The organism is Mucilaginibacter paludis DSM 18603 (assembly GCF_000166195.2).
Taxonomy (GTDB): domain Bacteria; phylum Bacteroidota; class Bacteroidia; order Sphingobacteriales; family Sphingobacteriaceae; genus Mucilaginibacter; species Mucilaginibacter paludis.
Map to the genome: position 1 here is coordinate 1878432 of NZ_CM001403.1, position 24610 is coordinate 1903041.

General features: G+C 42.8%; 24 protein-coding genes. 9 read left to right on the plus strand and 15 right to left on the minus strand.

Annotated elements, in window-relative coordinates; genetic code table 11:
* On the plus strand, positions 1-437 hold a 437-nt coding region (locus tag MUCPA_RS07955; protein ID WP_008505636.1), incomplete at its 5' end, for an IS3 family transposase.
* Between the two features lie 88 nt (positions 438-525).
* Complete coding sequence (locus MUCPA_RS07960; protein ID WP_008505638.1) at positions 526-987, plus strand: thioredoxin family protein; 462 nt, start codon at positions 526-528, stop codon at positions 985-987.
* 558 nt (positions 988-1545) lie between these two features.
* Here the strand turns inward: MUCPA_RS07960 and dnaN are convergent.
* The 5 genes from dnaN to MUCPA_RS07985 form a co-directional block, all read right to left on the minus strand.
* Complete coding sequence (gene dnaN / locus MUCPA_RS07965; protein WP_008505639.1) at positions 1546-2670, minus strand: DNA polymerase III subunit beta; 1125 nt, start codon at positions 2668-2670, stop codon at positions 1546-1548.
* Positions 2671-2705: 35 nt separating this feature from the next.
* Positions 2706-4397 carry a gliding motility-associated ABC transporter substrate-binding protein GldG gene (gene gldG / locus MUCPA_RS07970; RefSeq protein ID WP_008505640.1) on the minus strand — a complete coding sequence of 564 codons (1692 nt, stop codon included), beginning with the start codon at positions 4395-4397 and terminating at the stop codon, positions 2706-2708.
* Complete coding sequence (gldF, locus tag MUCPA_RS07975; protein ID WP_008505641.1) at positions 4391-5113, minus strand: gliding motility-associated ABC transporter permease subunit GldF; 723 nt, start codon at positions 5111-5113, stop codon at positions 4391-4393. Before gldF ends, gldG begins: the two co-directional genes overlap by 7 nt.
* A gap of 166 nt (positions 5114-5279) precedes the next feature.
* Positions 5280-5807, minus strand: coding sequence for a hypothetical protein (locus MUCPA_RS35810; protein ID WP_008505642.1), 528 nt, complete (start codon positions 5805-5807; stop codon positions 5280-5282).
* Between the two features lie 167 nt (positions 5808-5974).
* On the minus strand, positions 5975-6700 hold the full coding sequence (locus tag MUCPA_RS07985) for an ATP-binding cassette domain-containing protein (protein ID WP_008505643.1): 726 nt from the start codon (positions 6698-6700) through the stop codon (positions 5975-5977).
* A gap of 445 nt (positions 6701-7145) precedes the next feature.
* On the opposite strand from MUCPA_RS07985, the gene MUCPA_RS07990 reads away from it, so the two are divergent.
* Entirely contained in the window at positions 7146-8627 is a 1482-nt protein-coding gene (locus MUCPA_RS07990; RefSeq protein WP_008505644.1) for a glycine--tRNA ligase, read from the plus strand.
* 1594 nt (positions 8628-10221) lie between these two features.
* On the opposite strand, the gene MUCPA_RS08000 is transcribed toward MUCPA_RS07990, so the two are convergent.
* The 3 genes from MUCPA_RS08000 to MUCPA_RS08010 all read right to left on the minus strand — a co-directional run bounded on the left by MUCPA_RS08000 (position 10222) and on the right by MUCPA_RS08010 (position 12510).
* Complete coding sequence (locus tag MUCPA_RS08000) at positions 10222-10863, minus strand: transmembrane-type terpene cyclase (protein ID WP_040625788.1); 642 nt, start codon at positions 10861-10863, stop codon at positions 10222-10224.
* Positions 10864-10964: 101 nt separating this feature from the next.
* Entirely contained in the window at positions 10965-11387 is a 423-nt protein-coding gene (locus MUCPA_RS08005; protein WP_008505646.1) for an OsmC family protein, read from the minus strand.
* A gap of 58 nt (positions 11388-11445) precedes the next feature.
* Complete coding sequence (locus tag MUCPA_RS08010; RefSeq protein ID WP_008505647.1) at positions 11446-12510, minus strand: NADH:flavin oxidoreductase/NADH oxidase; 1065 nt, start codon at positions 12508-12510, stop codon at positions 11446-11448.
* Positions 12511-12704: 194 nt separating this feature from the next.
* On the opposite strand from MUCPA_RS08010, the gene MUCPA_RS08015 reads away from it, so the two are divergent.
* Positions 12705-13697, plus strand: a complete 993-nt coding sequence (locus tag MUCPA_RS08015; protein WP_008505648.1) for an MBL fold metallo-hydrolase — start codon at positions 12705-12707, stop codon at positions 13695-13697.
* A gap of 355 nt (positions 13698-14052) precedes the next feature.
* Here MUCPA_RS08015 and MUCPA_RS08020 read toward each other — a convergent pair whose 3' ends face one another.
* On the minus strand, positions 14053-14364 hold the full coding sequence (locus MUCPA_RS08020) for a hypothetical protein (RefSeq protein WP_008505649.1): 312 nt from the start codon (positions 14362-14364) through the stop codon (positions 14053-14055).
* Between the two features lie 151 nt (positions 14365-14515).
* Here MUCPA_RS08020 and MUCPA_RS36895 point away from each other — a divergent pair, with 151 nt between their 5' ends.
* Positions 14516-14683, plus strand: coding sequence for a phosphatidate cytidylyltransferase (locus MUCPA_RS36895; protein WP_083839315.1), 168 nt, complete (start codon positions 14516-14518; stop codon positions 14681-14683).
* A 35-nt stretch (positions 14684-14718) separates the two neighbouring features.
* Complete coding sequence (locus MUCPA_RS08030; RefSeq protein WP_008505651.1) at positions 14719-15192, plus strand: hypothetical protein; 474 nt, start codon at positions 14719-14721, stop codon at positions 15190-15192.
* Between the two features lie 45 nt (positions 15193-15237).
* On the opposite strand, the gene MUCPA_RS08035 is transcribed toward MUCPA_RS08030, so the two are convergent.
* Positions 15238-16017 (minus strand): ThuA domain-containing protein, encoded by a 780-nt coding sequence (locus MUCPA_RS08035; RefSeq protein ID WP_008505652.1) that lies wholly within the window; start codon positions 16015-16017, stop codon positions 15238-15240.
* A gap of 13 nt (positions 16018-16030) precedes the next feature.
* Entirely contained in the window at positions 16031-16915 is an 885-nt protein-coding gene (locus MUCPA_RS08040) for an ROK family protein (protein ID WP_008505653.1), read from the minus strand.
* A gap of 412 nt (positions 16916-17327) precedes the next feature.
* Between MUCPA_RS08040 and MUCPA_RS08045 the strand changes: the two genes are divergently transcribed.
* Complete coding sequence (locus tag MUCPA_RS08045) at positions 17328-18365, plus strand: tetratricopeptide repeat protein (RefSeq protein ID WP_008505654.1); 1038 nt, start codon at positions 17328-17330, stop codon at positions 18363-18365.
* A 35-nt stretch (positions 18366-18400) separates the two neighbouring features.
* On the opposite strand, the gene MUCPA_RS08050 is transcribed toward MUCPA_RS08045, so the two are convergent.
* A complete protein-coding gene (locus MUCPA_RS08050; RefSeq protein ID WP_008505655.1) occupies positions 18401-19144 on the minus strand; it encodes a tyrosine-protein phosphatase in 744 nt (247 codons plus the stop codon).
* 491 nt (positions 19145-19635) lie between these two features.
* On the opposite strand from MUCPA_RS08050, the gene MUCPA_RS08055 reads away from it, so the two are divergent.
* Complete coding sequence (locus MUCPA_RS08055) at positions 19636-20721, plus strand: GAF domain-containing protein (RefSeq protein WP_008505658.1); 1086 nt, start codon at positions 19636-19638, stop codon at positions 20719-20721.
* A 94-nt stretch (positions 20722-20815) separates the two neighbouring features.
* On the opposite strand, the gene MUCPA_RS08060 is transcribed toward MUCPA_RS08055, so the two are convergent.
* The 3 genes from MUCPA_RS08060 to trxA all read right to left on the minus strand — a co-directional run bounded on the left by MUCPA_RS08060 (position 20816) and on the right by trxA (position 24055).
* Positions 20816-22279: a glycoside hydrolase family 130 protein gene (locus MUCPA_RS08060; protein WP_008505659.1), complete on the minus strand. Its 1464-nt coding sequence runs from the start codon at positions 22277-22279 to the stop codon at positions 20816-20818.
* Between the two features lie 91 nt (positions 22280-22370).
* A complete protein-coding gene (locus MUCPA_RS08065) occupies positions 22371-23291 on the minus strand; it encodes a DUF58 domain-containing protein (RefSeq protein WP_008505660.1) in 921 nt (306 codons plus the stop codon).
* A 443-nt stretch (positions 23292-23734) separates the two neighbouring features.
* Entirely contained in the window at positions 23735-24055 is a 321-nt protein-coding gene (gene trxA, locus MUCPA_RS08070) for a thioredoxin (RefSeq protein ID WP_008505661.1), read from the minus strand.
* A 182-nt stretch (positions 24056-24237) separates the two neighbouring features.
* Between trxA and MUCPA_RS37620 the strand changes: the two genes are divergently transcribed.
* A complete protein-coding gene (locus MUCPA_RS37620) occupies positions 24238-24543 on the plus strand; it encodes a hypothetical protein (protein WP_008505662.1) in 306 nt (101 codons plus the stop codon).
* The last annotated feature ends 67 nt before the right edge of the window (positions 24544-24610 follow it).

Genomic DNA, 24610 nt, shown 5'->3' on the forward strand with positions numbered 1-24610 from the left:
AGAAGATCTATTTATCTCCTATAATTGACATGTTCGACGGGGAAGTCATTTCTTATAGTATTTCAAAATCTCCAAATATGCAGATGATAGATGAAATGTTATATGAGGCTTTTGATAAAGTGAAAGATATAAGGGGACTTATTTTTCACTCTGACCAAGGGTGGCAATATCAACATTATGGATATAGAAAGGCTTTGGAAAAACATGGAATTATTCAAAGCATGTCCAGAAAGGGAAACTGCTTGGATAATGCCTTGGCCGAAAGCTTCTTTGGGATCTTAAAGACAGAATTACTGTACAAACAGAGCTTTGAAACTGCGGAAGAATTTATAACTTCGTTAAAAGAATACATTCATTACTATAACAATGAAAGAATAAAAAACAGGTTAAATGGAAAGAGCCCGGTGGAATACCGAGCTCTCGTACAAAAAACTTAATTTTGTAAACTGTCCAACTTTTTGGGGTCACACCAATTTTGAGACAGCCTCTTTTTTTTAACTATATTCACATCCATTTTATACATGTATGAAGAGCAAAGCCAAATTATTGTCCATCGTCCTATTATTGATAGCCGTTCAAGTTACAACCGTTAACAGCTATGCACAAACCAAAGCTGCCTCTAAAACGCCAACCGGAATCCTTTTTATAGAAGACCAATGGCAGTTAGCTTTAAAACAAGCCGCCGCCCAGCATAAATACATCTTTGTAGATGCCTATGCCACCTGGTGCGGGCCTTGTAAAATGCTTAAAGCCACCACTTTTAAAAACGATAAAGTAGCCGCTTTTTATAATAAAAACTTTATTAACGTGGCGATGGATATGGAAAAAGGCATTGGCCCGCAACTGGCTAAAGAATGGCAGATGCAAGCCTACCCTACTTTAATTATATTTAACTCGAAGGGGCAGCCCGTATTGGGCACGGTTGGTTTTATGCCGGCAGATAAGCTATTGCAATTTGGGCAGCAAGCTTTGGCTAAGAAGATTTAAGGTTGTGCTTTAATTCTGCATCAGGCCCAATATCCAGCAGACCGGTCAGACGCAGAAGATTCCTCTTCGTACCTCATCGTATGACATTTGTTTTAATGAGCTCACCCTCTCCCACCATGTCATCCCGACCGGAGGGAAGGACCTTTTGCAAGCGATAAGTCTACAACGGACCAGTCAGAGGCAGAATTCCTCTTCGTACCTCATCGGAAGGACATCTGTTTTGGAACGAGGTCAACCCTCACCCACCATGTCATCCCGACCGGAGGGAGGGACCTTTTGCGAGCGATAAGTCTACAACGGAACAGTCAGAGGCAGAATTCCTCTTCGTACCTCATCGGAAGGACATCTGTTTTAACGAGGTCAACCCTCTCCCACCATGTCATCCCGACCGGAGGGAGGGACCTTTTGAGAGCGATAAGTCTACAGCAGACTGGTCAGACGCAGAAGACTCCTCTTCGTACCTCCTCAAATGACATTTGTTTTGGAACGTTCAAGCAAGCTTTGACAACTTTTAAAAAGTTGTCAAAGCTTGCTTGAACGTCTATTATTGGCTACTGCTTAAGCGTAGCTATTCAACATTACCGGCATTACCAGCATCAGCACGTCCTCGTTTTCATCGCCACCTTGCGGTAACAACAGGCCGGCACGGTTAGGTGTCGACATTTCTAAGGATACCTCTGCACTGCCCAGGTTTTTCAGCATCTCGATCAGGAAACGGGCGTTGAAGCCGATCTCCATATCATCACCTTCGTATTGGCAGGTTAAACGCTCGTGCGCTTCGTTGGCAAAGTCGATATCTTCTGATGAAATATTCAATTCGCTGCCATTGATTTTTAAACGCACTTGGTGGGTTGTTTTATTAGCGTAGATAGCCACGCGGCTCAATGAGCCTAAAAAGGCCTGACGATCAATCAGTAATTTATTAGGATTGGTTTGTGGTATAACAGCTTCGTAGTCTGGGTAACGCTCGTCAATTAAGCGGCATACCAGGTTAATATTGCCAAATTTAAAAAACGCACTGGTGTTGTTATATTCAACGGCTACGCTTGTCTCGTCAGACGGTAAAGACGATTTTAACAGGTTCAAAGCTTTCTTGGGCAGGATGAACGACGTTGTACCAGCAGCCTTTGCGTCTTTACGTCGGTAACGAACCAGCTTGTGCGCGTCTGTTGCCACAAAGGTTAACGATGTGGTTGATAACTGGCAAAAAACACCCGTCATGGCGGGGCGCAACTCATCGTTACTTACCGCGAAAATAGTTTTATTGATCGCTTCAGCTAAAACAGAAGCAGGCAGGTTTACTGATGAAGCATTTTCTACCACGGGGATCTTAGGGAAATCGTCGCCGTTCTCGCCGCTTAGCTTGTACTTACCGTCACCTGCGTTAATTTCTATAGCAAATGTTTTATCATCTACCGAAAAAGCGATGGGCTGCTCGGGCAATGATTTCAAAGTATCCAACAAAATACGCGACGGAATAGCCACACGCCCGTTCTCCTTGGCTTCGACAGATAAAGAGGTAGTCATACTGGTTTGCAGGTCAGTAGCCGAGATGGTTAGGTTGCTATCTTTGATCTCGAATAAAAAGTTTTCCAATATGGGCAATACGGTACTGCTGCTCAAAGCGCCGCTAACGGCCTGTAATTGTTTGAGCAAGGTTGATGTCGAAACAATAAATCTCATATTCTGTTCAATATTATCTATCAAAAATAGAAAAATTAGCGCGCATACTTTCGTCTGCGGATATAATGTTGAAAAATAGCAAATATTAACACCATTGCAACAGGCAAAACATTATTGATCAGTTGCCAGTTTAATTTTTCGCTACGGATGCGGGGCCTGTCCAACAGCCTTAATTGTACCTCTTTGGTACGCAAACCTATCAAGCCGGAATCATCCGTCATGTAATCGGCTATGTTAAGCAGCAGGTTTTTATTGCCGTATGATTGCTGAGTATAGCGGTCGAAACCCAACTGAAAAGGCGACCCATCGCCTGCCACCTGGTTTTTAAAAATATCGCCATCGCTCAAAACAATCATTTTGGTTGGCTTGCTTTGCTGCAGCACATCAACCTTTTCGTGTATGCTATCAGGCACCGGCCTGTTACGGAAATCGGATATGAAGGTGCCTTCCAGCAATACCCCCACCGTTTTAACCGGGCTTTGGAATGTTTTAGGATCGGGTACTTCTTCCAGCATCTGTAACGATAACAGGTGCGGCGCGCTTAACTTGCGGTTAAAGGGCGATGTTGTTAAAAGGATTGTTTTTCTGGTACCCTTAACCGCCAGCGTATCTATAGTGCTGGCAAATTCGCTGCGGATGCCATCCAGGTTTTTTACCAGCGGGTGTTTGGATACCGGCACAAATATCGGATAAAACAACCAGGGCACCATTTGCAATTGCCCCTGCCCTGCCACGTTACCCGTATTAACGGGGATTTGCGCGCAGTTCATGTCCATAATTAAATCGTAGTTGATGCGGATGCCGTAACGAAACAACTGATCGTCGAGGTTGAGTTGTTTAGCAAAGGCCAACTGCTCAGAACCGTGCCCACGCAGACTATCCAGTTCGGCGCTTACCTGGTCAATACTCCATAAAACCCGGCCGCCATGCATAAGGTATTGGTCTACCTTAAATTTTTCGTCTTCGGTAAACGGCCTGTCGGGTTTGGCAATGATGAGCAGCTTTATTTTTTGCAGATTAGCCAAAGGGATTGTTTTGAGGTTAACGCGCCCTACCTCAAAGCCGTCCGACAGGGATTTCATGGCGTCGTTCAGTTGCAGGTCTGTTAGCTCATGGTGCCCTTCGGTAAAACCAATTTCGGGCTTGCCATCTGCCACTACCTTTTTAATGGCCGATGCAAAAACGTACTCCAGGTTTTGGATGGAGTTGTTAAGCTGCTCATCGTAACTGAGCCCCATGCGGGTTTGCAATAACTTAACCGGGATCTGTTTATCACCTGAGGATACCAGCGCCGAGGGGAAGATAATTTTTTGAGTTAACCCGTTATCGTTCTTTACGCTCAGGTTGGTGGGCTCAATTCCCTTGGCCTGCAAATTTTGTATCGCCTGGGCTTGCTCCTGCTGGTTCATCCCTTCCAAAGGGGCAACAAATTCAAATTGCAGGGTGCGGCGCGAGTAAGCCTGCAGGTCTGTGAGCATATCGCGGGTAGCGCCTTGTAATCTTTTAAATCCGGCGGGCATCTCAGTCCCCTGCAAATAAACCGTTATTTTAACCGGTTTGGCCAGGCTATCCATTAAATTGCGGCTGATGCTTGTCAGCGTATAGCGCTTCTCTTTGGTAAAATCAAAACGGGTAAATACGCGTGCCGATAAAAACCCGATCACTAAAACAGCCACTGCAAAAAGGGCCGCTTGTGTTAAATCTTTCTTCCGGTTGCCGCCTACCATTTTCTACCTCCTACAATGGTTTTGGTGATCATCAGAAATATTGCGATGAAACTCAGAAAGTAAACCAGGTCGCGCGTATCCAGCACACCCCGGCTGATGGATTGATAATGCTGATTGATGCCATAATCCTGCAAGCCCAGATCCTGTAAAGAAAGTAAGGTACTCAACGAATCTAATCCGCTGAAGGCGAAAAAACAAAGAAAAACAGCCACCGTAAAGGCGATAATCTGGTTACTGGTAACCGACGAAGCAAACAGGCCGATGGATACAAAGGCACCGCCCAACAAAAACAAACCGATGTATGAGCCTATAACAGCACCCGTATCAATATTTCCCTTCGGGTTACCCAACTGATAAACCGAATAATAATAAACCAAGGTAGGCAACAGGGCAAACAGTACCAACAGCAGGCAGGCGAAGTATTTGCCCAGCACAATTTGCCAGTCGGTTAAAGGACGGGTGGCCAGCAGCTCGAAGGTGCCTTCTTTACGTTCTTCGGCCAGCGAGCGCATGGTAATGGCGGGAATGAGGAACATAAACAGATAAGGGGCCGTACTGAACAGGCTATCCAAACCGGCATAACCGTATTCTAAAATACTTGATTCGGGGAATACCCATAAAAACAAGCCCAGTACCAATAAAAAAACACCGATGGTAACGTAGGCCACCATGGAGCTCAGGTACGAGGAGATTTCTTTTTTTAAAATGATTAGCAAGGGTGTTCGATATTAATTGTACGAATATATAAAATGTCATTTCGAACGAGGTACGAGAGAGAAATCTTTTGCGCGTGATCAGTCTGCTATAGACTTATCGCTCGCAAAAGATTTCTCACGCTGGTCGAAATGACAGGAGGGTGATTTCTCAAATAAGTTCCCGATTTCACCACCCCACCCTATACGCAACCCTTATCCCGGTTACCTGATACTGATTTTGCGAGTAACCTTCATACCGGAAGCCGATATCAATATCGCTGTAGGTGTTCAGGGGGGCTTCAAAACCAAAGCCGATAGCGTAGGCAAACATATTACCCGAACCGTAGTTGGCTTTAAGTGCTGTACCTAATTCGCCCTCGCTATAAAAACCCGGACCTACAAAGTATTTAAGCCCCGCTTTTAAGGGTATAAACGCCGGGTGCAGGTTAGTGCTTTGTCCCGAAAAATTTAAAAACGAGCCTTTGTAATTATACACGTTGTAGCCGCCGGTTAAGGTAACGCCTAAAGTTCGGGCAACCCGTACCTCCGCCTTGCCCGAACCACCATAACTAATGCTGAACGGACTGTTGGATGGGACACCCAATTCAAAGCCGCCGCTAAAAAAGAAGCTTTTAATATCGCCGTTATTTCGGGATTGACCTGTGGCAGTTTTAAAGGCGGCTATAGTTAATATAAATAGTAAAAGTTTCTTCATTATTTTTTTTGGGATTTCACTGATTATTTGGGGGATTTCACCGATTGATTTTTGCGATTACACTGATTAGTTTGATGATTTCACCGATTGGGTTGATGATTACACTGATTGGTTTGGTGATTCCACCGATTCTGTTTTGGTGATTCAACGGTTAATATGTAAAGTAATTATTCCTGAGGTGTAGTAATCAGGTTGGTGAGTTCAATAAAAATACTTTCGAGGGTTTTATACTGATGTTTTTCGAGCAGACCGGTTAACGAATCGTCGGCTACAATTTCGCCTTTATTGATGATGATCACCTGGTCGCAAACGGCTTCTACCTCCTGCATGATATGGGTGGACAGGATGACGGTTTTGTTTTTGCCCAATTCGCGGATCAGTTGGCGGATGCCTACTAACTGGTTGGGATCTAATCCGGAGGTGGGCTCGTCCAGGATCAGCACCTCCGGATCGTGAATTACAGCCTGGGCCAGCCCTACCCGCTGGCGGTAGCCTTTGGATAATTGCCCTATCTTTTTATGCTGCTCGGGGCCTAAGCCCGTTAATTCGATCACTTCGGCAATACGTTTGGCCTTGTTGTGCAGCTGATGAATATCGGCTATAAAGCCTAACGACTCCTTTACATACATATCCAGGTATTGCGGGTTGGTTTCGGGCAGGTAACCAATGTGCTGCCTTACCTGCAAGGGCTGCGTAGCCACGTCAAAGCCATAAACCGATGCGCTGCCCGATGTTGGCGGGATAAAGCAGGTGAGCATTTTCATGGTGGTTGATTTGCCTGCGCCATTAGGGCCTAAAAAACCTAATACCTTGCCGGGCTGCGCCGTGAAGGATATACTGTTTACGGCCTTTTGTTTATCGTAAATTTTGTTGAGATTTTTGACCACAATCATGGCGTAAAATTAGTGAATTAATTTAACCACCAAGGGGGATAACCTGGTACTCGTCATCTAAAATAGATCGCTATTAAAACAGAGCTTAACAAGCGTGCCTCATCTGCATTGCCGGTAACATCGCACGTAGAAATATATTTTCCTTAACGCTGCAAACGCATTAAAAAAGTAAGAGGAGGCACCTACGGAGCCAAAGCGGGTTAAAGGCGTTTTGTCCTATAAACAGGCTACTCCGCTGGAGTAAAAAAAAATCGCTAAAGAGCTCCGGTAGGAGCTTCCTGTTTATAGGGAACAAAAAAGAAGTTTTGGCTCCGTAGGTGCCCCCTTGTCATCAGGTTACCCTTTTTGCGCCAATAAAATCAAATCAACTTTTTTGATGCGTTTGCCCCCTCTTACACAAAAACCCCCTCCCATCTTCCATCAAAAAATATATCTTTGCCCTGTTATGAGTAAAAATACCGACGAGCTATTTAAAAATGTCATCTCGCATGCCAAGGAGTATGGCTTTGTTTTTCAATCGAGTGAAATTTACGACGGACTGAGCGCCGTATACGATTACGGTCAGAATGGTGCCGAACTAAAAAACAACATCAAAACCTATTGGTGGAAAGCCATGGTGCAAATGCACGAGAACATTGTAGGTATTGACTCGGCCATATTTATGCACCCCAAGATATGGAAAGCCAGCGGCCACGTTGACGGCTTTAACGATCCGATGATTGATAACAAGGATTCGAAAAAGCGCTATCGCGCAGATCAGCTGATTGAAGAGAGAATAGCACTATACGATACCGAAGGTAAAACTGACCTTGCTGAAAAGTTACAGCATGACATGGACGAGGCGCTGAAAAGCGATGACCTGGGCCGCCTGCGCGAAATTATTATAGAACACGGCATTAAATGCCCTATATCGGGCACCGCTAACTGGACAGAAGTACGCCAGTTTAACCTGATGTTCAGCACCCAGTTTGGCGCCATGGCAGAAGGATCAGAAGAAATATACCTGCGCCCCGAAACCGCGCAAGGCATTTTTGTTAACTTTTTGAATGTTCAAAAATCCGGAAGGATGAAGATTCCTTTCGGGATAGCACAAATTGGTAAGGCTTTCCGTAACGAGGTGATAGCCCGCCAGTTTATTATCCGCATGCGCGAGTTTGAGCAAATGGAGATGCAATTTTTTATTCGCCCCGGCACCGAAATGGAATGGTATGAATATTGGAAAGCGGCCCGTTTAAAATGGCACGTTGCCCTGGGTACCGACCCTGCCAAATATCAGTATCACGACCACGCCAAGCTGGCCCACTACGCCAATGCCGCGGTTGATATTGAATACGAGTTTCCGTTTGGTTTTAAAGAGGTTGAGGGCATCCACAGCCGTACTGATTTTGATTTAAGCCAGCATCAAAAGTTTTCGAACAAAAAAATGCAATACTTCGACCCCGAGGTTGACCCTGAAACCGGCAAACCTTATGGTAATTATATTCCTTACGTAATAGAAACTTCTATCGGTTTGGACCGAATGTTTTTATTAACGATGATAAACGCTTACGAGGAAGAAGATTTAAGCACCGAAGAGCGCCAGGACAGCCGTACCGTACTGCGCTTGCCGGCTGTATTGGCCCCGGTTAAGGCGGCCATCTTCCCCTTAACCAAAAAAGACGGATTGCCTGAAAAGGCACGCGAAATAATGGATAAGCTGAAATTGGAATACAATGTACAATACGAAGAAAAAGATGCCATAGGCAAGCGCTACCGTCGCCAGGATGCCATTGGTACCCCTATTTGTATTACCGTTGACCACCAGAGCTTAGAAGATAATACCGTAACCATACGCCACCGCGACAGCATGGCGCAGGAACGCGTTCCGGCAGATGACCTCACCCGCATATTAGGCGACGTGGTAAGCTGGAAAAATGTATTGGGATAAAAACCGTCAACCATAAAGCTGCCTTAGCTGCCGCAGCTCTCCTATAAAAAGCACCCGTACGCAAAGCACGGGTGCTTTTTTTGCGCAATCCCCTAATAACCGGTAAACAATAACCAATAACTCCGTTCACCGACATTATCGGATTTAAGAAGTTAGTTTCATCGCGTTTACCGAGATTTTACTGCCGTTCACCTAAAAATGATAGTAAAATGAGACACTGCGAGGCATCTTTGTTTCAACAAACAACGATACCTTATGAACACTTTACTCGCCGTACAAATTATACACCTCATTATAAAAGCCGCCGTATATGTGCAGCACGTAATTCATTTAAGCGGGCACCTCATCAAATAGTTATTATACGGATAGGCATTATTTATTACGGTGTTATTAATTACTGTTAATTAAAATAGCACTGTGACGAATAGTTTTAGTTTGTCTGCTGGAATTGCAAGCTTTAATTTGTAATAGAATGAAAGCCCATTTGGTTTGCTCCTTTGCTGATGAAAAACAAACCAGTGAATTACAGTTTATAATAATAAACTATTGATTTTCAATGCAAAACCCCTCTACATCATGTCATCCCGACGGGAGGAGGGATCTTTTAAAAGCGGTGAGTATGCATTAGATTAGGTGCACGTGCTATTTTTGCTCCAACAATCAGTATTCTTTAATTTAGAGCATCGGCACGCTCAATCGCCGCGTGAAGAAGCCCCACCCAACCCTCCGCAATAGGCTACCGTGTACCCATATCTTTTTGGTAAAACCTCATCGGGGTTAAAGCTCGGTAGCATATTGGCGAAATGGAGTTTGCGTACCGTTTGGTACGCTACTTCTTCGCTTTTTTATAAGCGCAATTCAAAAAAAACGGAGCATCATACAGCGGATATGTGTCGTACCCACTACCAACATCATTAAGTTGAAATTGATTGCTTACAAGTTGATGATCTATTCGCGCCAAATCAATAATACACTAACAAACAGGATATTACAATAAAAAATCTCTGCGCTTTATAATCGCTCGCATAGAACACACCCCTCCACCCCTCTCGAGAGGGGAATCGCACGGGCCGCCGCTTTTTTTTCATATTACATTGATAATGAGTGACTTTATTTAGCCCCCCTCTTGAGAGAGGGGGTGGGCTGGGCATTGCGGCTGCAGGGGTGTGTTCACCGTGCGACGAACTCTGCAACTTGCGTGAACTGCTTAAATAATGGTAGCGTACTTACGGGCACTAAACGTTTTGTGATTGTTCATTGCTACAGAGCTTTTACTCCTCCGGAGTATTCTTTAATGATACCAAAAAGATCTGGGTACACGGTAGTCCAGTAGGGAGGGCTTAAAAAGTCTCCCCTACCGGGGAGGATTATGCACTGTGTTGGTTTTTTGGGTGTGCATGAGAGCTTACGCTGTTTAGAGGGGCTTTGGACTGCCCGATCCTTCCGCCCACAGGCCAAACCCGGCCCGGCGTGCAGTCGGGGCCTTTGCCCGCTTTTGCTTATACATCAGAGAAGATCACGGAGGTTCAAAACGTCATAGCCATTAAAACCTGCAACATCACGTATAGCAATCAACGCGATAAAAAGATTGAGATCAAAGCCTTTTGAAAGGCTTGATGTGGTGTTGCTTTAACCGGCGATAGAGCATCCCGATATAAATTAAATCATAAACCAAAATAGCCACAAACAACAATTGCATTAAGGGCGAATTGCTATAAGTTTTGGTTTGCGTGTAAAAGGCTACCGACGCCAGCAAAGTACCCAGCATTTTTAAAATAGCGATATAGATGCTTTGCCCATCGACAGCTCTGCGCTCGCGCAGCATCACGATAAACAATACCGACATCATCAGATTTTGGCCAAATGCCGCGTAAGCGCCATACCTGTCCTTTAGGGCATCGCTTAAAAACAAGATGAGGGTAAAGGTAAGGGCAAAGCCCAACAAAAATTCCAGGTAAAAGGTAAACGACCTGCTGGCGCGCCGGATGCCGGGGCCAAAGCGCAGGTATTGCAGCAATATCAACAAATCGAACGTGAACCATATCCTATCCACAACCAGTTGCGGCATAGTATGCGGCTGCACAAACGAGTAAATAGTTTCCCAGGATAAATTGGCACAGAGGGCAGCCAAAGGCATACCGTAAGTAAGATCCAGTATTCCGCGGCGGATGATGAGCAAGTAAGTCAGCGTCCAGCAAATACCGGAACCTATCATCAGTTGATTAAAGACAGACATCCTCAAATGTAAATCAAAGCGCCGGATTTAACGGCTTTTGTTAAACAAAAAGGGTGAGCCCTTTAACAGATCACCCTTTGTACTTTATCCAATTTATTAATTTACCCTGCGTAGGTAGCGGTTAAAGTAATAGGCACATTTAAAGCCTTTGATATAATACAGTTAGCCTTTGCACCTTCGGCAATTTTTTGAAAGGTTTCGTTATCTACGCCATCAATGGCCGAAGCTTTTAATTCCAGGTGGATACCGGTAATGGATAAGGCGGCCATATCCAAATCTAAAATAGCTTCGGTATCCAGATCGTTAGGTGTAAAACCGGCCTGTGTTAAAGCGGCGCCAACGGCCATGGTAAAACAACCAGCGTGCGCGGCGGCTATTAACTCTTCGGGATTGGTGCCTACACCATCTGCAAAGCGTGTTTTAAACGAATATTGCGTATCATTTAAAACAGTGCTTTGAGTTGAAATTTTTCCCTGGCCGGCTTGCAGTGTGCCATTCCAATGTGCTTTTGCGGTACGTTTCATTTTTATGTTTTTAGGTTATTGAATAGGTGAAATTAATCAATTGTTTTTAAACTGTATGTTACCATTTAGCTCTTTCGTACTGTACGGGCCATTTCACTTCGTGGCCCAGGATATGGGCAGCGCGTAAAGCAAAGTGCGGGTCGCGCAGGTGCTGACGTGCCAGTAACACCATGTCGGCCTGTTCATTTCTGATGATCTGGTCGGCCTGCTCGGGGTCCGTTATCATGCCTACGGCACCAGTTAATATCCCGGTTTCTTTTTTTACGGTTTCGGCAAATTGCACCTGGTAACCCGGGCCGACCGGTATTTTGGCTTTAGGCACGTTACCGCCGGTTGAGCAATCAACCAGGTCGACACCTTGCTCTTTAAGGCGATGAGCCAGTTGTACTGAGTCGTCGGCAGTCCAGCCACCCGGCGTCCAGTCGGTTGCCGAGATCCGTACAAACAACGGAAACTCTTCGGGCCATGCGCTCCTTACTACTTCAGTAATTTCAAGCAACAAACGAATCCTGTTTTCAAACGACCCGCCGTATTCATCGGTACGGTGATTACTCAGAGGCGATAAAAACTGGTGTATCAGATAACCGTGCGCCGCATGCAGTTCGATCACTTTGAAACCCGCTTTGATGGCACGATAGGTTGCTTCCTTAAAATCGGCCTTTATTTTATCAACGCCTTCCTGATCAAGCTCCAAAGGCTTTTCTTCCCCATCGGCAAAAGCCAGATCACTTGCCGATACGGCCTGCCATCCGCCGCTTAACAGCGGTATTTGCACATTACCATTCCAGGGGCTAAAATGGCTGGCCTTGCGCCCGGCATGTGCCAGTTGCACACCGGCTATAGCTCCCTGCTGATGGATAAAGCCTGTAATATTTTGTAGTTGCTCAATATGCTCATCTTTCCAGATGCCAAGATCATCGGGGGTTATTCTTCCTTCCGGGGATACTGCTGTAGCTTCGGTTATAACCAGAGCCGCTCCTCCCACCGCCATGCTGCCTAAGTGAACCAGGTGCCAGTTATTGGCAAAACCATCAACGCTTGAATATTCGCACATGGGCGATACCGTGATCCGGTTTTTTAACTCGATGCCCCGGATGGTTAACGGACTAAAAAGGTGTGACATATTTGTATTTTTTAATTTAATGTTGATGATAACCGAGCATGCTGGCCATTTGTGGGCTGTAATTTAACACCAATTTGCCGACTGTAGTTTTAATTGCGCCAATAAATACTTTGGCATGACCGATGGCCTGTTTTTATTTCAATTAAATAATCTATTTTAGAAACCGTAATGCCATATCCGGCTTCAAACAATATATGTATTCATCACCAAATTTCGACGGAAAAGTTTTTTTAAACCCTATACCAACCAAAACCGGGGGTGAGGGTAATATGTGGCCATTGCTGGCCGAGGCCTTAAAAAAGCATCCCAATACCAAACCTGCTAAGCCGCCGGGGCCTTTTGCGGTTGAATTGCATAAACTGAGCCATTTGCCGCCGGATACTTTGCGGATTACCTGGATGGGGCACTCATCGTTACTGATAGAAATTGATGGCAAACGTTTTTTAACAGACCCGGTTTGGCGCAATGCATCGCCGATACAGTTTTTAGGCCCGCAGCGGTTTTTCACGGCGCCGATAGCCCTGGCAGACATGCCCCACCTGGACGGTATCATCATATCGCACGATCATTACGACCACCTGGATGATAAAACCGTGGTAGAACTATCAAAAAAAGGCACGCCGTTTTATTGTTCGTTGGGTGTAGGCCTCATTTTACAGAAATGGGGAATTGCCAAAAAACAAATTACTGAATTTGACTGGTGGCAAGAATTGGAACTGGGTAATGGTTTTAAAATAACTGCCGCCCCCGCCCGCCACTTTTCGGGACGGAGCATATTTAACCGCAACCAAACGCTATGGGCATCGTACGCTATTAAAGGCCCGGTGCATAATATTTATTACGGAGCCGATTCGGGTATACACCCCCTGTTTAAAGAAATTGGCGAAAAGCTGGGCCCTTTTGATATGAGCATGCTTGAAATTGGGGCATTTAACGAGCTTTGGAAAGATATACACATGGGGCCCGATAATGCAACCGATGCCCAGCTTGCTCTCAAGTCAACCCTGATGATGCCTATCCATTGGGGAACCTTTAACCTGGCCTTCCATACCTGGACCGACCCGGTCGAACGCGTTATTGAGTTTGCAGAACAAAAGCAGATTAACCTTATACTACCAGCGCCCGGAGAAACCTACGTTTACAACGGCAAGCCGTATATTAACAAATGGTGGGAAGAGTTTATGTAATGTAGCCCAACCCTCCCCGGTAGGGAGGGCTTAAAAAATCCTCCTCTACTGCATCTAATTTTGCTCTGATAATCAGATAATTAAGGGAATATCATTATGAATTTCAGGGCCTACTAAGTACGATTGCATAAGTTGTCGGTGGGGACACCGACTTGGGAGAAGGGGACATTTCACAGACCGTCCGTTTTAAAATCTCGCAATACCATAGCTTAAGATGCTTTTCAAGCGTCATCACTGTTTTTTCTCCGGTTGGCCAGTTCCATTACTTATAATGCCGATAGTTTAGTTTGCCTTTGGCCGCTGGCCTCCTGCTTCTAACTTCTTGCCTCTTATTTCCTGCCTTTAACACTTACGCTTATACGGCTATCTCCTGCCCTATCCTGGGGTCGTCTGGCAATATTTCCATGTCTGGGTTATCCATATAATTGGCATACCAGCGTATGGCGGGTATCATATCCAGGGCATCATCAGCCTGAATCTCTACAGTTTCAAATATCAAGAGCGAACCATTACAATAACCATACAACTGAATCTCGTTGGCGTGTAGCGTATGCTCAGTTTCACCCACACAGTAAACTCTTATTTTCAAATCACTGTTCCTGGAATAAATCACTTCCGGAGAATTTTGATCCGCACCTGTCAATAAAAGATATACGTCAGCATTCATAATTTGTTAACATTGCTTTAAGCAGATAGTTTATATTTTTTATCATTTCAACCTGGCCAGATGGCCATTATACCTATAACAACTCTATTTTATTTATTAGTTAATATTTTATCCATCCAAAACAATATCGACTTTTTCTTCTTTATCAATTATGAAAAAGTTAAACCTATCGTTATTGCTGTTGGTAATGGTTGCCATGAGCAGTTGTTCAGTAGTTACCGGGATATTTAAAGCCGGCGCCGTTGTGGGCGTTATAGCAGTTATTGTTGTTATTGGCATCATTTTTTGGATATTCTCCATGTTTAGCGGGCGACAGTAACACAATACCTTAATAATTACGTAAAATTGAAAAGTATGGATGCTGCAATGATCAGAAATATAGGTGATCTTAAATCAGAGATCATCAAACTGAAACAAGAAAAGACGGAACAGGAAGCAGTTATCAAACAACATTTTAGCAGTCCCCGTGCTATTTTGGGGACTGTAACAGCCCTTTTCTCCAGGTCAAAAAATAGTGAAGGAGAGCATAAGGCAGGCTTACCGGGACAAGATCTGGCGGGGTGGCTATCCAGAATAATTTTACCTTTTACGCTAAACAAAACCTTGTTCAGGCGGTCTAACTTTATGGTGAAAGCTTTGGTTGGCCTGCTATCGCAAAAGGCATCGGGTTTGGTTAATGATCAATCAGTTGCATCGTTTTGGGATAAAATTAAATCCGCTATTCCGCATTCGATAATCGAAAAATTTTCGTCAAAAAAACCCAAACCCGTTTTGAGATTACTATCCCGTAAGGTTAATGATCAAAAATTACCTAAGCAATTACGCTAAGCCTATATCTATGAGCAGTTACTTCATGTATTGCCGTAGACTAAGTTAGCGTTTACCTACAGCATATTTTATACCGCCGAGCAGGTGTTGCAGATATAGGGGATCGGAGTAAGATTCGTCGGTATGGCCGAGCTCGGTGTAAAAGGCCCTGCCTCCGTCATAGTTATGATACCAGGCCATCGGGTGATCGGCTCCCATAGCAGCCGGGCCGGCATCATAGCTTTTTTCGTCAATTTTAATCAGTACATGCAAATCGGGGGCCATCCATTTGTAATTATACCATTCGTCTTTACGCGTCCACTGGTGTGGTAAATGCTTGGTTGAAACATGAGTAGAATCCACAATATTCAATGTAGCTAACTGCTGTGCCGGATGCGCTTTAAAATAAGCACCACATAAATTACCGTACCATTGCCAGTCGGAGCAGCAATCGGCAGCCGCATGTATACCTACATAACCACCGCCCTGTTTAATATATTGGGTAAGCGCCAGTCTTTCTTGATCGGTAAAAAGCTGGCTGCTTAAGCCTGTTGTACTTAAAAAAACAATAGCCGCGTAATGCTTCAAATTTTCGATGGTAAATTTTGAAGCATCGGTAGTGGTATCTACATCAAAATTATTTTCTGAGCTCAATTTCAATATAGCCAGGTTACCAGCCGCAATTGATGAATGGTGGAAGCCCATGGTTTTGCTAAATACCAGCACTTTAGGCCTGGGCTTGGTGATACCCAATGCGGCGATGTTTATGCCCGTAAAAAGCAGCCAAAACACCAATAAACCTGGCGAAAGGATTAGCTTTTTTACAACTTTAGGATAACTTGCCATTGGTAAAACAAAATCAGGCGGTTACCGCTTTTGCCCAGCAGCTGGCCGCCCCCAGTAAAGGAGCAAGTTCTCCAAGCTTAGTAACACGGATTGGAATATTAATACCCTGCTTTTTTAAATTATTAGTAAGGTGAGGTAAAAACCTGGCATATGCCTTTGATATATTTCCTCCCAAAACAATCATTTCGGGATTTTCCCTTTCGATAAAGGCCTTTAGAAAAACCGACACATTATCACCAAACTTTCTGAAAACGGCCCTCGCCACGGCCGAAGTTGCGGCAATACCGTCGAGCGCCTTTACATCAATCACATTGATATCGGTTTTTTCAAAATAGTATTTCAAAAACCACCTGGTTGATATGTAATCTTCGGCAATACCATCAAACAGGGGCGAGTTCCACAAGCCTGCATCCGCAACTACGCCATCCTGGCAAGTAGCGGTACCCAGGCCTGTACCAAAAGTTAACCCAATTACATTACGCTGATTAACGGCGACACCGGCAAATATCTCTCCTTGTAAAAAACTGGCAGCATCGTTCATAAACAAAATATTTTCTTCGGGAATGTTCAACTTCTGCGCCAGTAATTTTTTAATGTTTAACCCATAAAGCGAGTCGTACTTTTTGTTCCCCCCTATGTAGGATATGCCAGCCTCATAGTCAAAAGGGCCCGGCACGGCAATACCGATTTTTTTTTCTGAAACATTCACGGTGTTAAAAACCTTATTAATGATCACCGTCCAGGAGTCGAGAATTTCTTCCGCGGTACCAAATGAATTAACGAGCGTTCTAAAATAGGTCTGTTTTAAAACCTGTTGGGTGTTCATATCTACCAAACCGGCTGTAATATGCGATCCGCCAATGTCTATTCCTAAAACCAATTCTTGTAACTCATTCATAAATGCTTCAATTTTTTGTAATTATAGTCTGTTTTGCGGCATCGATAAATAATCAATATCACTATTTTTCATAACCGAAGTATACGTTGCAAACAGAAAACAGGTTATGCAGTCGGCAAATTTATATCTTTATTAGTGCTGCTCTGCACCTATTAAAGAATGAATTTACACTTTTAAATTTATAAGGCTAAGTAATTTTTTAAACAATTGATGAAACTTGTTACAAATGGAATAACTGCGCTGCAAGAATAACTAAACCTGAACGAACCCTTCAGTTAAGCAAATTTAGCAGAGCATCTTTAAAAGCAGTTTTTTGCTATTTAAAAAACGGTGGATAACAAAATAAGGGAGCAGGATTCGTAAAATTACTTGATGATATTAAACCTCAATTACTTTTTTTGTAGCTTTAAGCATGAAAAACCTGCGTCAAATCCTGTTTGTTATAACTGTACTTTGTTGTTTTCATTTTCAAGTTATCGCCCAAAACAACAATACCGCCAACGACTTAATTAAGCAGGGAGTAGATTTGCATAACCAGGGGAAATATGCCGACGCTATTGCTCAATTTAACGAGGTGTTAAAAACGGAACCTCAAAACGGATATGCCAATTACGAAATGGCTTTCTCGCTTTACGCATTAAAAAAAACAAAAGATGCCATTCCGCATTTAGAAAAAGCGGTTCAATCTAACAATGCATCGTTAAACGTTGCGGCCTATTGCCTTTTGGCCAATATTTACGACGAAGATAACCAACATCAAAAAGCTATTGACACCTACAAAACAGGCATTAAAATTAACCCAGACTACCCTCAGATTTATTTCAATTTAGGAATTGCCTACTTCAGGAACCAACAGTATGCCGAAGCGGAAAGCAGCGCTATAGAGGCTATTAAGCACAACCCTAAAAATGCCAGCAGCCAGCGCCTGTATGCCCTGGTTACTTTTCACCAAAATAAAAGAGCAAATGCATTGTTGGGCTTTTGCAGCTTTTTATTGTTAGAGCCTACCGGTCCGCGCGCGGCAGAGGCCTACGGTAATATTCAGCATATTATACAAGGGGGAGTATTGAAAGATAATAATGGCAAAACAACCATCGCGCTTTCGCCTAAAGATGATAAAGAAACAAGTACCCTTAATTTAGGAATCTCGATGGTGACGCTGTCCGGTCAATCAAAAAAGTTAACAGGCCTGGATTTGATGGAATATGAGTTAAAAAGTATGTTCAGTTTATCCGGCGAGTTATCTCAAAAGAAAACCAGCAAAAACTTTTTCGATCTGTTTTTTGCCGACTACTTTTATAAACTGGCACAAAGCCCATATATGCCAGCCCTAACCCATACTGTTGTATTAACCGATACCAAAATTGACAATGCCAAATGGGCCAGGGAAAACGCACAACAGATCAGCGGATTGGCCGAGTGGATCCAAAAAACAGAACGGAGTTTTTAAGCTATTTTAAGCTTTGCTTAAAATAGTAATTGTGCCTAACTATTACCGAATACCTGCTCATTTTTAAACGGATATTTCCCTAACAACTCATAGGCCTTACCACTCCCAATAAAATGTTGCAGAGTTTCCAAATGTCGTTTATTATGAAAGTCCGTTCCTAAAAAAGTAATCATATTCTCTTTTAAAAGCTTCATACCGGCAATTTTTATTTCCTTACCATAATACCCTGCTACTGATAATAAATTCAATTGCAATAAACAACCCATTTCAGCAAATCTTCTGTATCTTTCAAAATTGCTATGGTAGTATATATACCGTTCGGGATGAGCAAGAATAGGGATATACCCTTTCATAACCAGATCAAATATATATTTTTCTATATTGTGGCTTTCGGTAAGATACGACATCTCAATAAGGATATGCTTACCTGGCAAACACAAAAAGTCTTCGTTTTTTAATAAAATATCGAAGTCTGGATCTATCATATATTCGGCTGCGGCCTCAACCTGCACGTCGATATTCTTTATCGCCAAAGCATCTTTTAAATTCTTTAGTGCCGGAAGAATAGTACCCTGGCTATTGGGATGAATTTCTTTAAAAATATGCGGAGTACAAATGAATTTTTTGTAGCCCAAGGCATGCAGGGCAACTATATGCTCAACCGATGTTTCAACATCCGGAGAGCCATCATCAACTCCGGGAATTAAATGAGAATGAATATCAACGCCAATCCAGGCAATATCATTAACTACCGGCTTTTTTTTAAATATATTAAACATTTATAAATCAGGTATAAAAGTCATCACTAATTACAAACAAATTAAGGCAAGTTAACCACATGCCAGTAAATTATGGTTGCCATTACAAAAATAGCATTGCAATACTAAGAAGATTTATGCTGTAAAGTTTTATAGTATTTAACAAAGAGTTACTTACCCCATGTAAATTATATGCTTCGGTTGGTTTTTTTACAATGACAAGAGCTTATTAGGTGTTAGAGGCAGCGATCTTCTTCCTGTGTTTGCCGTAGGAACTACAATCACGCCTATGACATTTCCGCAGAGCATCTACCCCATTATAATTAGCAACATTTTTGCTTTACCATTTACCCAATTAAGTATTAAGAAATAAATTTTTACTATACGAGTACTGGATTTTTGGCATTTGGAATGATATTTTTGCAAGCAACTTTAAACTTTGCAGATTTTTAGCTTACATTTACCCTGATGCATACTAATCAACCATCAAAATAAACACCCAAGTCTGCATTATGCCAAATGGAGAGCTCGACCGGTTACAAGCCGTTCACCGATTTTTGAACCTGGAAATTGACAAGGATAAAAATCTACAGGAAATAGTGGAATTAGCATCAGAGCTTTGCGAAACCCCTATAGCGCTCATAACCCTGATAGACAAAGGTGTACCTTACTTTAAGTTTAAAACCGAAGCTGTGATAAAGCAGGAGATGGAAATAGACACCTTCTGCATGCACCTTGATAAACACGACCAATTAGTCATCGTCTCCGACGTGCTGTTTGATCATCGATTTGCGAATAATGCCTATGTTACAGGTAAACCCTATATCCGTTTTTACGCCGGCATCCCCTTAACCACACACGACGGGCATAAGCTGGGCAGCCTGTGTGTTATGGATACTCTTCCAAAGCGTTTAAGCGAGGCTCAAAAACACCTGCTTAAAATATTAAGTAAACGCATAGTGCAAATTATGGAGTTCGAGTTTAGCTTATACATTTTGAAAAAGCAATACATACAAGCCAGGGATGCCGAAGTTAAATTACGTTCTTTTTTTGAAAGCGGTGGTTCATGCCACTTGCTGATAGGAAAAGACCTGGGAGTGATTACTTTTAATAAAAACATGTCCGACTTTATTGAGCGGATCTACCAGATTAAGTTACATACCGGGATAAAAGTAAACCAGGTATTATCGGGAATGGGGCTTAACCATTTTGTTGATGAATGCAAAATGGCCCTCGAGGGCACTCCCATTAGCTACGAAAGGGAAATAGCCTATCCAAACGAAACGATATGGTGGCACATCACTTTTGATCCGGGATATAACGAGGACAACGAAATTATTGGGATATCATTTAACGCCTACGACATTACTGAGCGAAAATTGCATGAGCAACAAATTATCAGCCAGAATGATTCGCTGAAAAAAATCGCACATATCCAATCGCACGAACTGCGAAGGCCGGTTGCCTCGATCTTAGGATTTATGGAACTATTTAAACTGAATGACTACCAGGCCAGCTGCGAAGAATTAAAGATGATGGAAATTTCGACCAAGGAACTCGACCAAACCATCAGAAATATTGTAAATTTTACCGATTAAATCATCTCAACCACTATTCCTATTGCACGGTTAGCTACTGGAATCTACAATTGATGGCCGGAGTAACCATAAGCAACTCCAGCCATCAATTTTATTACGATTCAGTTTTTAGCTTGGCCAACAAATCCTTCAGATCAATCAGCGCGAACGACGACGAATAATCCGAAAGGCCGTAAGGAACTACCAGTTTTCCGTTATGGATAATGGAACCGCAGGAGTATAAAACATTAGGTACGTAACCTTCGCGCTCATCTTTGTTCGGTATTAAAAGCGGCTCGTTCAACCGTCCGATAATTACCGATGGGTCATCCAGTTTCAATAAGCTTACTCCTAAAACATAACGCCGCATAGCACCCACGCCATGTGTAATAACCAGCCATCCATCTTCAGTTTCAATGGGCGAGCCACAATTGCCAATCTGCACAAACTCCCACGAAAACTTAGGCTCCTGCAAGCGGATGGGCTTCTCCCAAACGTTAATTTTATCCGAATACATAATGTAATTATTCCAGCCGTCAATCCGCGACATCATTACATATTTACCGTTTATTTTGCGCGGAAACAATGCGAGATTTTTATTCTGAGCACCTGCACCATAAAGGGGACGTACCTTAAAATCAATAAAATCAGTGGTCTCCAACAGCTTGGGCATAATTAACGAGCCATCATAAGCGGTATAGGTAGCAAAGTAAGTATAAGAACCATCGTCTTGTAAAAATCTAACAAAACGCGCATCCTCAATTCCCTTACGTTCAAACTCGGATATCGGGAAGATCACCCTGTCGGATATATCGGTATCCAGCGAGAAAACAATTTCGTAATAAGAGTCGGCCAGCCAAAGCATTTTGTCAAATTCCAGCTTCTTTAAATCGTCCATCTCCAGTTTCTGCGAATCGAGAATGATTCGGCGCAAGCTCGAGTATTCAAACCGGTCTTCAAGCTTTTCCTCAATCTCATTCAATACCGATACATTGATCTGGGTGATGGCTGCCTTTTCAAAAAACAGTTGCTTGTTATAAACCGCATTACGGATAATCTCGGCCTCGTCAATATAATTTCCAGCACCTATTACTTCAATATTGTTGTCTTTATCTATCAACGCTCTACGGAAAGCGATAGAAGAAATGTGCCCCTCGCCTACTGCCCTGAAACTGATGATCATTCTTTTTTCGCCCTCTTCGAGCTCGCTCTGATCCGGATCCTCAATCATCGACGGATTAAAAAATGCGGCTGACTCGATAGAATATTCGTGTGTAAAATATGAACCAATCAGCAACTTCCGGTAGTTTGAAACGCCATCCTGATCGATCTTTAACTGGTCAAATATGTCCTTAAGCTTATTACAATGCCTTTGTAAAACCTTGGTGATATTCCTGTGGCGCTTGGAGTATTCCTGTAATATGGGCGAAATGATGTCGAACACCTGGCTTTCGCTTAGTTCCATCACCTTCTGTATTACCTCTTTGGCTCTTACCTCGCCGTTATAAAAAAAACGGGCTATTACTCTTTTAGGGTCGGGATTTACTTTTACAGAAGTACGTTCAATGGCTAATCTCATAGAGTTTATTATAATTCAATGTTGTAACAAAAGTTATTTGGATTTGATTGCAGAAATTTCAGTTTTACTAAACGCCGCTTGCAGCTCAAGGCTAAGCAATTTTATTGCGCTTAATTAAATAGGATCGCAGTACCTGATCAAAACCCTCGTGGATATTGGCGTCAATAAGGTCGATGTGATATTGAGCGCATTTTAGTTTCAACTCCGTGCGCCAAGTATTTAAAGAATTGAGATAACCGACCCTAATTTCGTTAGGATGCACCCTGAGTTCCTCGCCGGTTTCAAGGTCTATAAAATGATGGGGCTGATTTGTAAAATCAAAAGCCAGTTCCTTTTGATGATCGGCCACGTTAAATATAATGATCTCGTGCTTGTTATGCTTTAAATGCAGCAGGGCCGAAAACAAAGCGTCCGATTTTTTTGCGTCCATACCGTTTTCAAGCATATCGCTAAACAGGATCACCATTGATCGCTGATGCACATCCTCAGCAATATGGTGCAATACCGCAGCAATATCAGTTTGATTATTGTGCCGGGGATGGTTATACATCTTCTCCAGCTCGGCAAACAAATAAAACAAATGGTTGGATGTTGATCTTGCCCTGCTCAGCCAATCCACCTTGTCAGAAAAAAAGCAGAGGCCGAATGCATCACGCTGCTTTTTAAAAAGATACATCAGGGAAGCGATGGCATATACCGAAAACTGCATTTTACTGATTCCCTTATCGGGATAATTCATGGATGACGAGGTATCGAGCAGCAAAAAGCTACGCAGGTTGGTTTCTTCCTCAAACTGCTTTACATACAACCTGTCGGTACGGGCCATTAGTTTCCAGTCAATATTTTTGACTGATTCGCCATTATTGTATAAACGATGCTCTGCAAACTCCACTGAAAAACCGTGGAAAGGACTTTGGTGCAAGCCGGTAATAAAACCTTCTACCACCTGCCGGGCCAATAACTCCAGGTTAGCTAAATGTTGTACCTCGCGGTTGGTGCTTAGTTGCGGCATGGTTAAAATCCCTTTTATAACATCACTAAATTAGCAATATATTAGTTAAGGTGGGGCTAATTACAATATTAAACAAGGCAAACGCATTAAACATGTAAGAGGAGGCACCTACGGAGCCAAAACAGGACAAGACACACAATCTTTCCTATAAACAGGCTACTCCCACTGGAGTAAAAAAACCGGTAAAGAGCTCCGGTAGGAGCTTCCTGTTTATAGCGAACAAAAAGAAGAAGTTTTGGCTCCGTAGGTGCCCCCTTGTCAGCAGGTCTCCATTTTCGCCAATAAAATCAAATGAGCTTTTTTATTGCGTTATTAGCCCTGCAATATTTGCCAATGAAATAAAACCGGATACTAAGATGCGAACGCTTTGATAACAAAAAAGCGTCCCGGTAATTAACCGGAACGCCTTAAATATATTTATTACGCTTTTGCGCTGATGGCGCTTATGCTAATTGTTTCTTCAATTTGTCTGCTAAAACAGATTTTGGAACAGCGCCAATTTGTTTATCAACAATTTCGCCATTTTTAAAGTATAATAATGCGGGGATATTACGGATACCAAACTTCATAGATATACCTGGATTGTTATCCACGTTCACTTTACCTACAACTGCCTGTCCATCATACTCCTTAGCAATTTCTTCTACTACCGGACCAACCATTCTACAAGGGCCACACCATTCAGCCCAAAAGTCAACAAGTACTGGTTTATCTGATTTTAACACTAACTCTTCAAAGTTTGCATCGGTGATTTCTAAAGCCATGATATTTTTTTTAAAATTTTGTTCAACAAATATATACTAATCAAATAGCTTGCCGCAAATACTTTATGACAAAGTGACATTTTGTAGACCAGCAAGGTAGAATATTGATTTGGGATGATAGATAGATGAACTTTAACGGGTTACTTTTTATACAATAGGGTATAAATCCCAAATCAATTGAGATGGCAATACTATGTTTATTATTACCTCTGGCATCACCAGCACTTCAAATTTATCTTTCATCATTAAGGATAAGAAATAGAATCAATATTTCTATAGGTATAATTGCGCTGCTCGCCACAGTTTTAGGTTTTGTTTCTACTGCATTTGGCACTGCCATGATTATGCAAATGCTAAGCAATAAAGGCATCCACTGTGGTGTTCCGGCTGGTGGCTTTTTTGTTTTAGGAATTACCCTAACAGTAGCAGCAACACCGGTAATTGCCTTAATAGGGTTACACAATTATCGCAAAACCCGAATATCATAGTTGATAATTGAGCAGACTAAACGCCAACAGACTCTCTTTATTTGATGGCTTTTCAAACTTTGACAAC

Bases quoted from the DNA above. Each gene is read 5' to 3' on its own strand.
- MUCPA_RS08030 (WP_008505651.1), top strand. From the start codon at position 14,719: ATGGATGCTGCAATGATCAGAAATATAGGTGATCTTAAATCAGAGATC.
- MUCPA_RS08005 (WP_008505646.1), bottom strand. From the start codon at position 11,387: ATGAAACGTACCGCAAAAGCACATTGGAATGGCACACTGCAAGCCGGC.
- MUCPA_RS08045 (WP_008505654.1), top strand. From the start codon at position 17,328: ATGAAAAACCTGCGTCAAATCCTGTTTGTTATAACTGTACTTTGTTGT.
- MUCPA_RS07990 (WP_008505644.1), top strand. From the start codon at position 7,146: ATGAGTAAAAATACCGACGAGCTATTTAAAAATGTCATCTCGCATGCC.
- MUCPA_RS08040 (WP_008505653.1), bottom strand. From the start codon at position 16,915: ATGAATGAGTTACAAGAATTGGTTTTAGGAATAGACATTGGCGGATCG.
- gldG (WP_008505640.1), bottom strand. From the start codon at position 4,397: ATGGTAGGCGGCAACCGGAAGAAAGATTTAACACAAGCGGCCCTTTTT.
- trxA (WP_008505661.1), bottom strand. From the start codon at position 24,055: ATGGCTTTAGAAATCACCGATGCAAACTTTGAAGAGTTAGTGTTAAAA.
- MUCPA_RS08065 (WP_008505660.1), bottom strand. From the start codon at position 23,291: ATGCCGCAACTAAGCACCAACCGCGAGGTACAACATTTAGCTAACCTG.
- MUCPA_RS08060 (WP_008505659.1), bottom strand. From the start codon at position 22,279: ATGAGATTAGCCATTGAACGTACTTCTGTAAAAGTAAATCCCGACCCT.
- MUCPA_RS35810 (WP_008505642.1), bottom strand. From the start codon at position 5,807: ATGAAGAAACTTTTACTATTTATATTAACTATAGCCGCCTTTAAAACT.
- MUCPA_RS37620 (WP_008505662.1), top strand. From the start codon at position 24,238: ATGGCAATACTATGTTTATTATTACCTCTGGCATCACCAGCACTTCAA.
- MUCPA_RS08010 (WP_008505647.1), bottom strand. From the start codon at position 12,510: ATGTCACACCTTTTTAGTCCGTTAACCATCCGGGGCATCGAGTTAAAA.
- MUCPA_RS08015 (WP_008505648.1), top strand. From the start codon at position 12,705: ATGTATTCATCACCAAATTTCGACGGAAAAGTTTTTTTAAACCCTATA.
- MUCPA_RS08000 (WP_040625788.1), bottom strand. From the start codon at position 10,863: ATGTCTGTCTTTAATCAACTGATGATAGGTTCCGGTATTTGCTGGACG.
- MUCPA_RS36895 (WP_083839315.1), top strand. From the start codon at position 14,516: ATGAAAAAGTTAAACCTATCGTTATTGCTGTTGGTAATGGTTGCCATG.
- MUCPA_RS08035 (WP_008505652.1), bottom strand. From the start codon at position 16,017: ATGGCAAGTTATCCTAAAGTTGTAAAAAAGCTAATCCTTTCGCCAGGT.
- dnaN (WP_008505639.1), bottom strand. From the start codon at position 2,670: ATGAGATTTATTGTTTCGACATCAACCTTGCTCAAACAATTACAGGCC.
- MUCPA_RS08050 (WP_008505655.1), bottom strand. From the start codon at position 19,144: ATGTTTAATATATTTAAAAAAAAGCCGGTAGTTAATGATATTGCCTGG.
- MUCPA_RS08055 (WP_008505658.1), top strand. From the start codon at position 19,636: ATGCCAAATGGAGAGCTCGACCGGTTACAAGCCGTTCACCGATTTTTG.
- MUCPA_RS07985 (WP_008505643.1), bottom strand. From the start codon at position 6,700: ATGATTGTGGTCAAAAATCTCAACAAAATTTACGATAAACAAAAGGCC.
- MUCPA_RS07960 (WP_008505638.1), top strand. From the start codon at position 526: ATGAAGAGCAAAGCCAAATTATTGTCCATCGTCCTATTATTGATAGCC.
- MUCPA_RS08020 (WP_008505649.1), bottom strand. From the start codon at position 14,364: ATGAATGCTGACGTATATCTTTTATTGACAGGTGCGGATCAAAATTCT.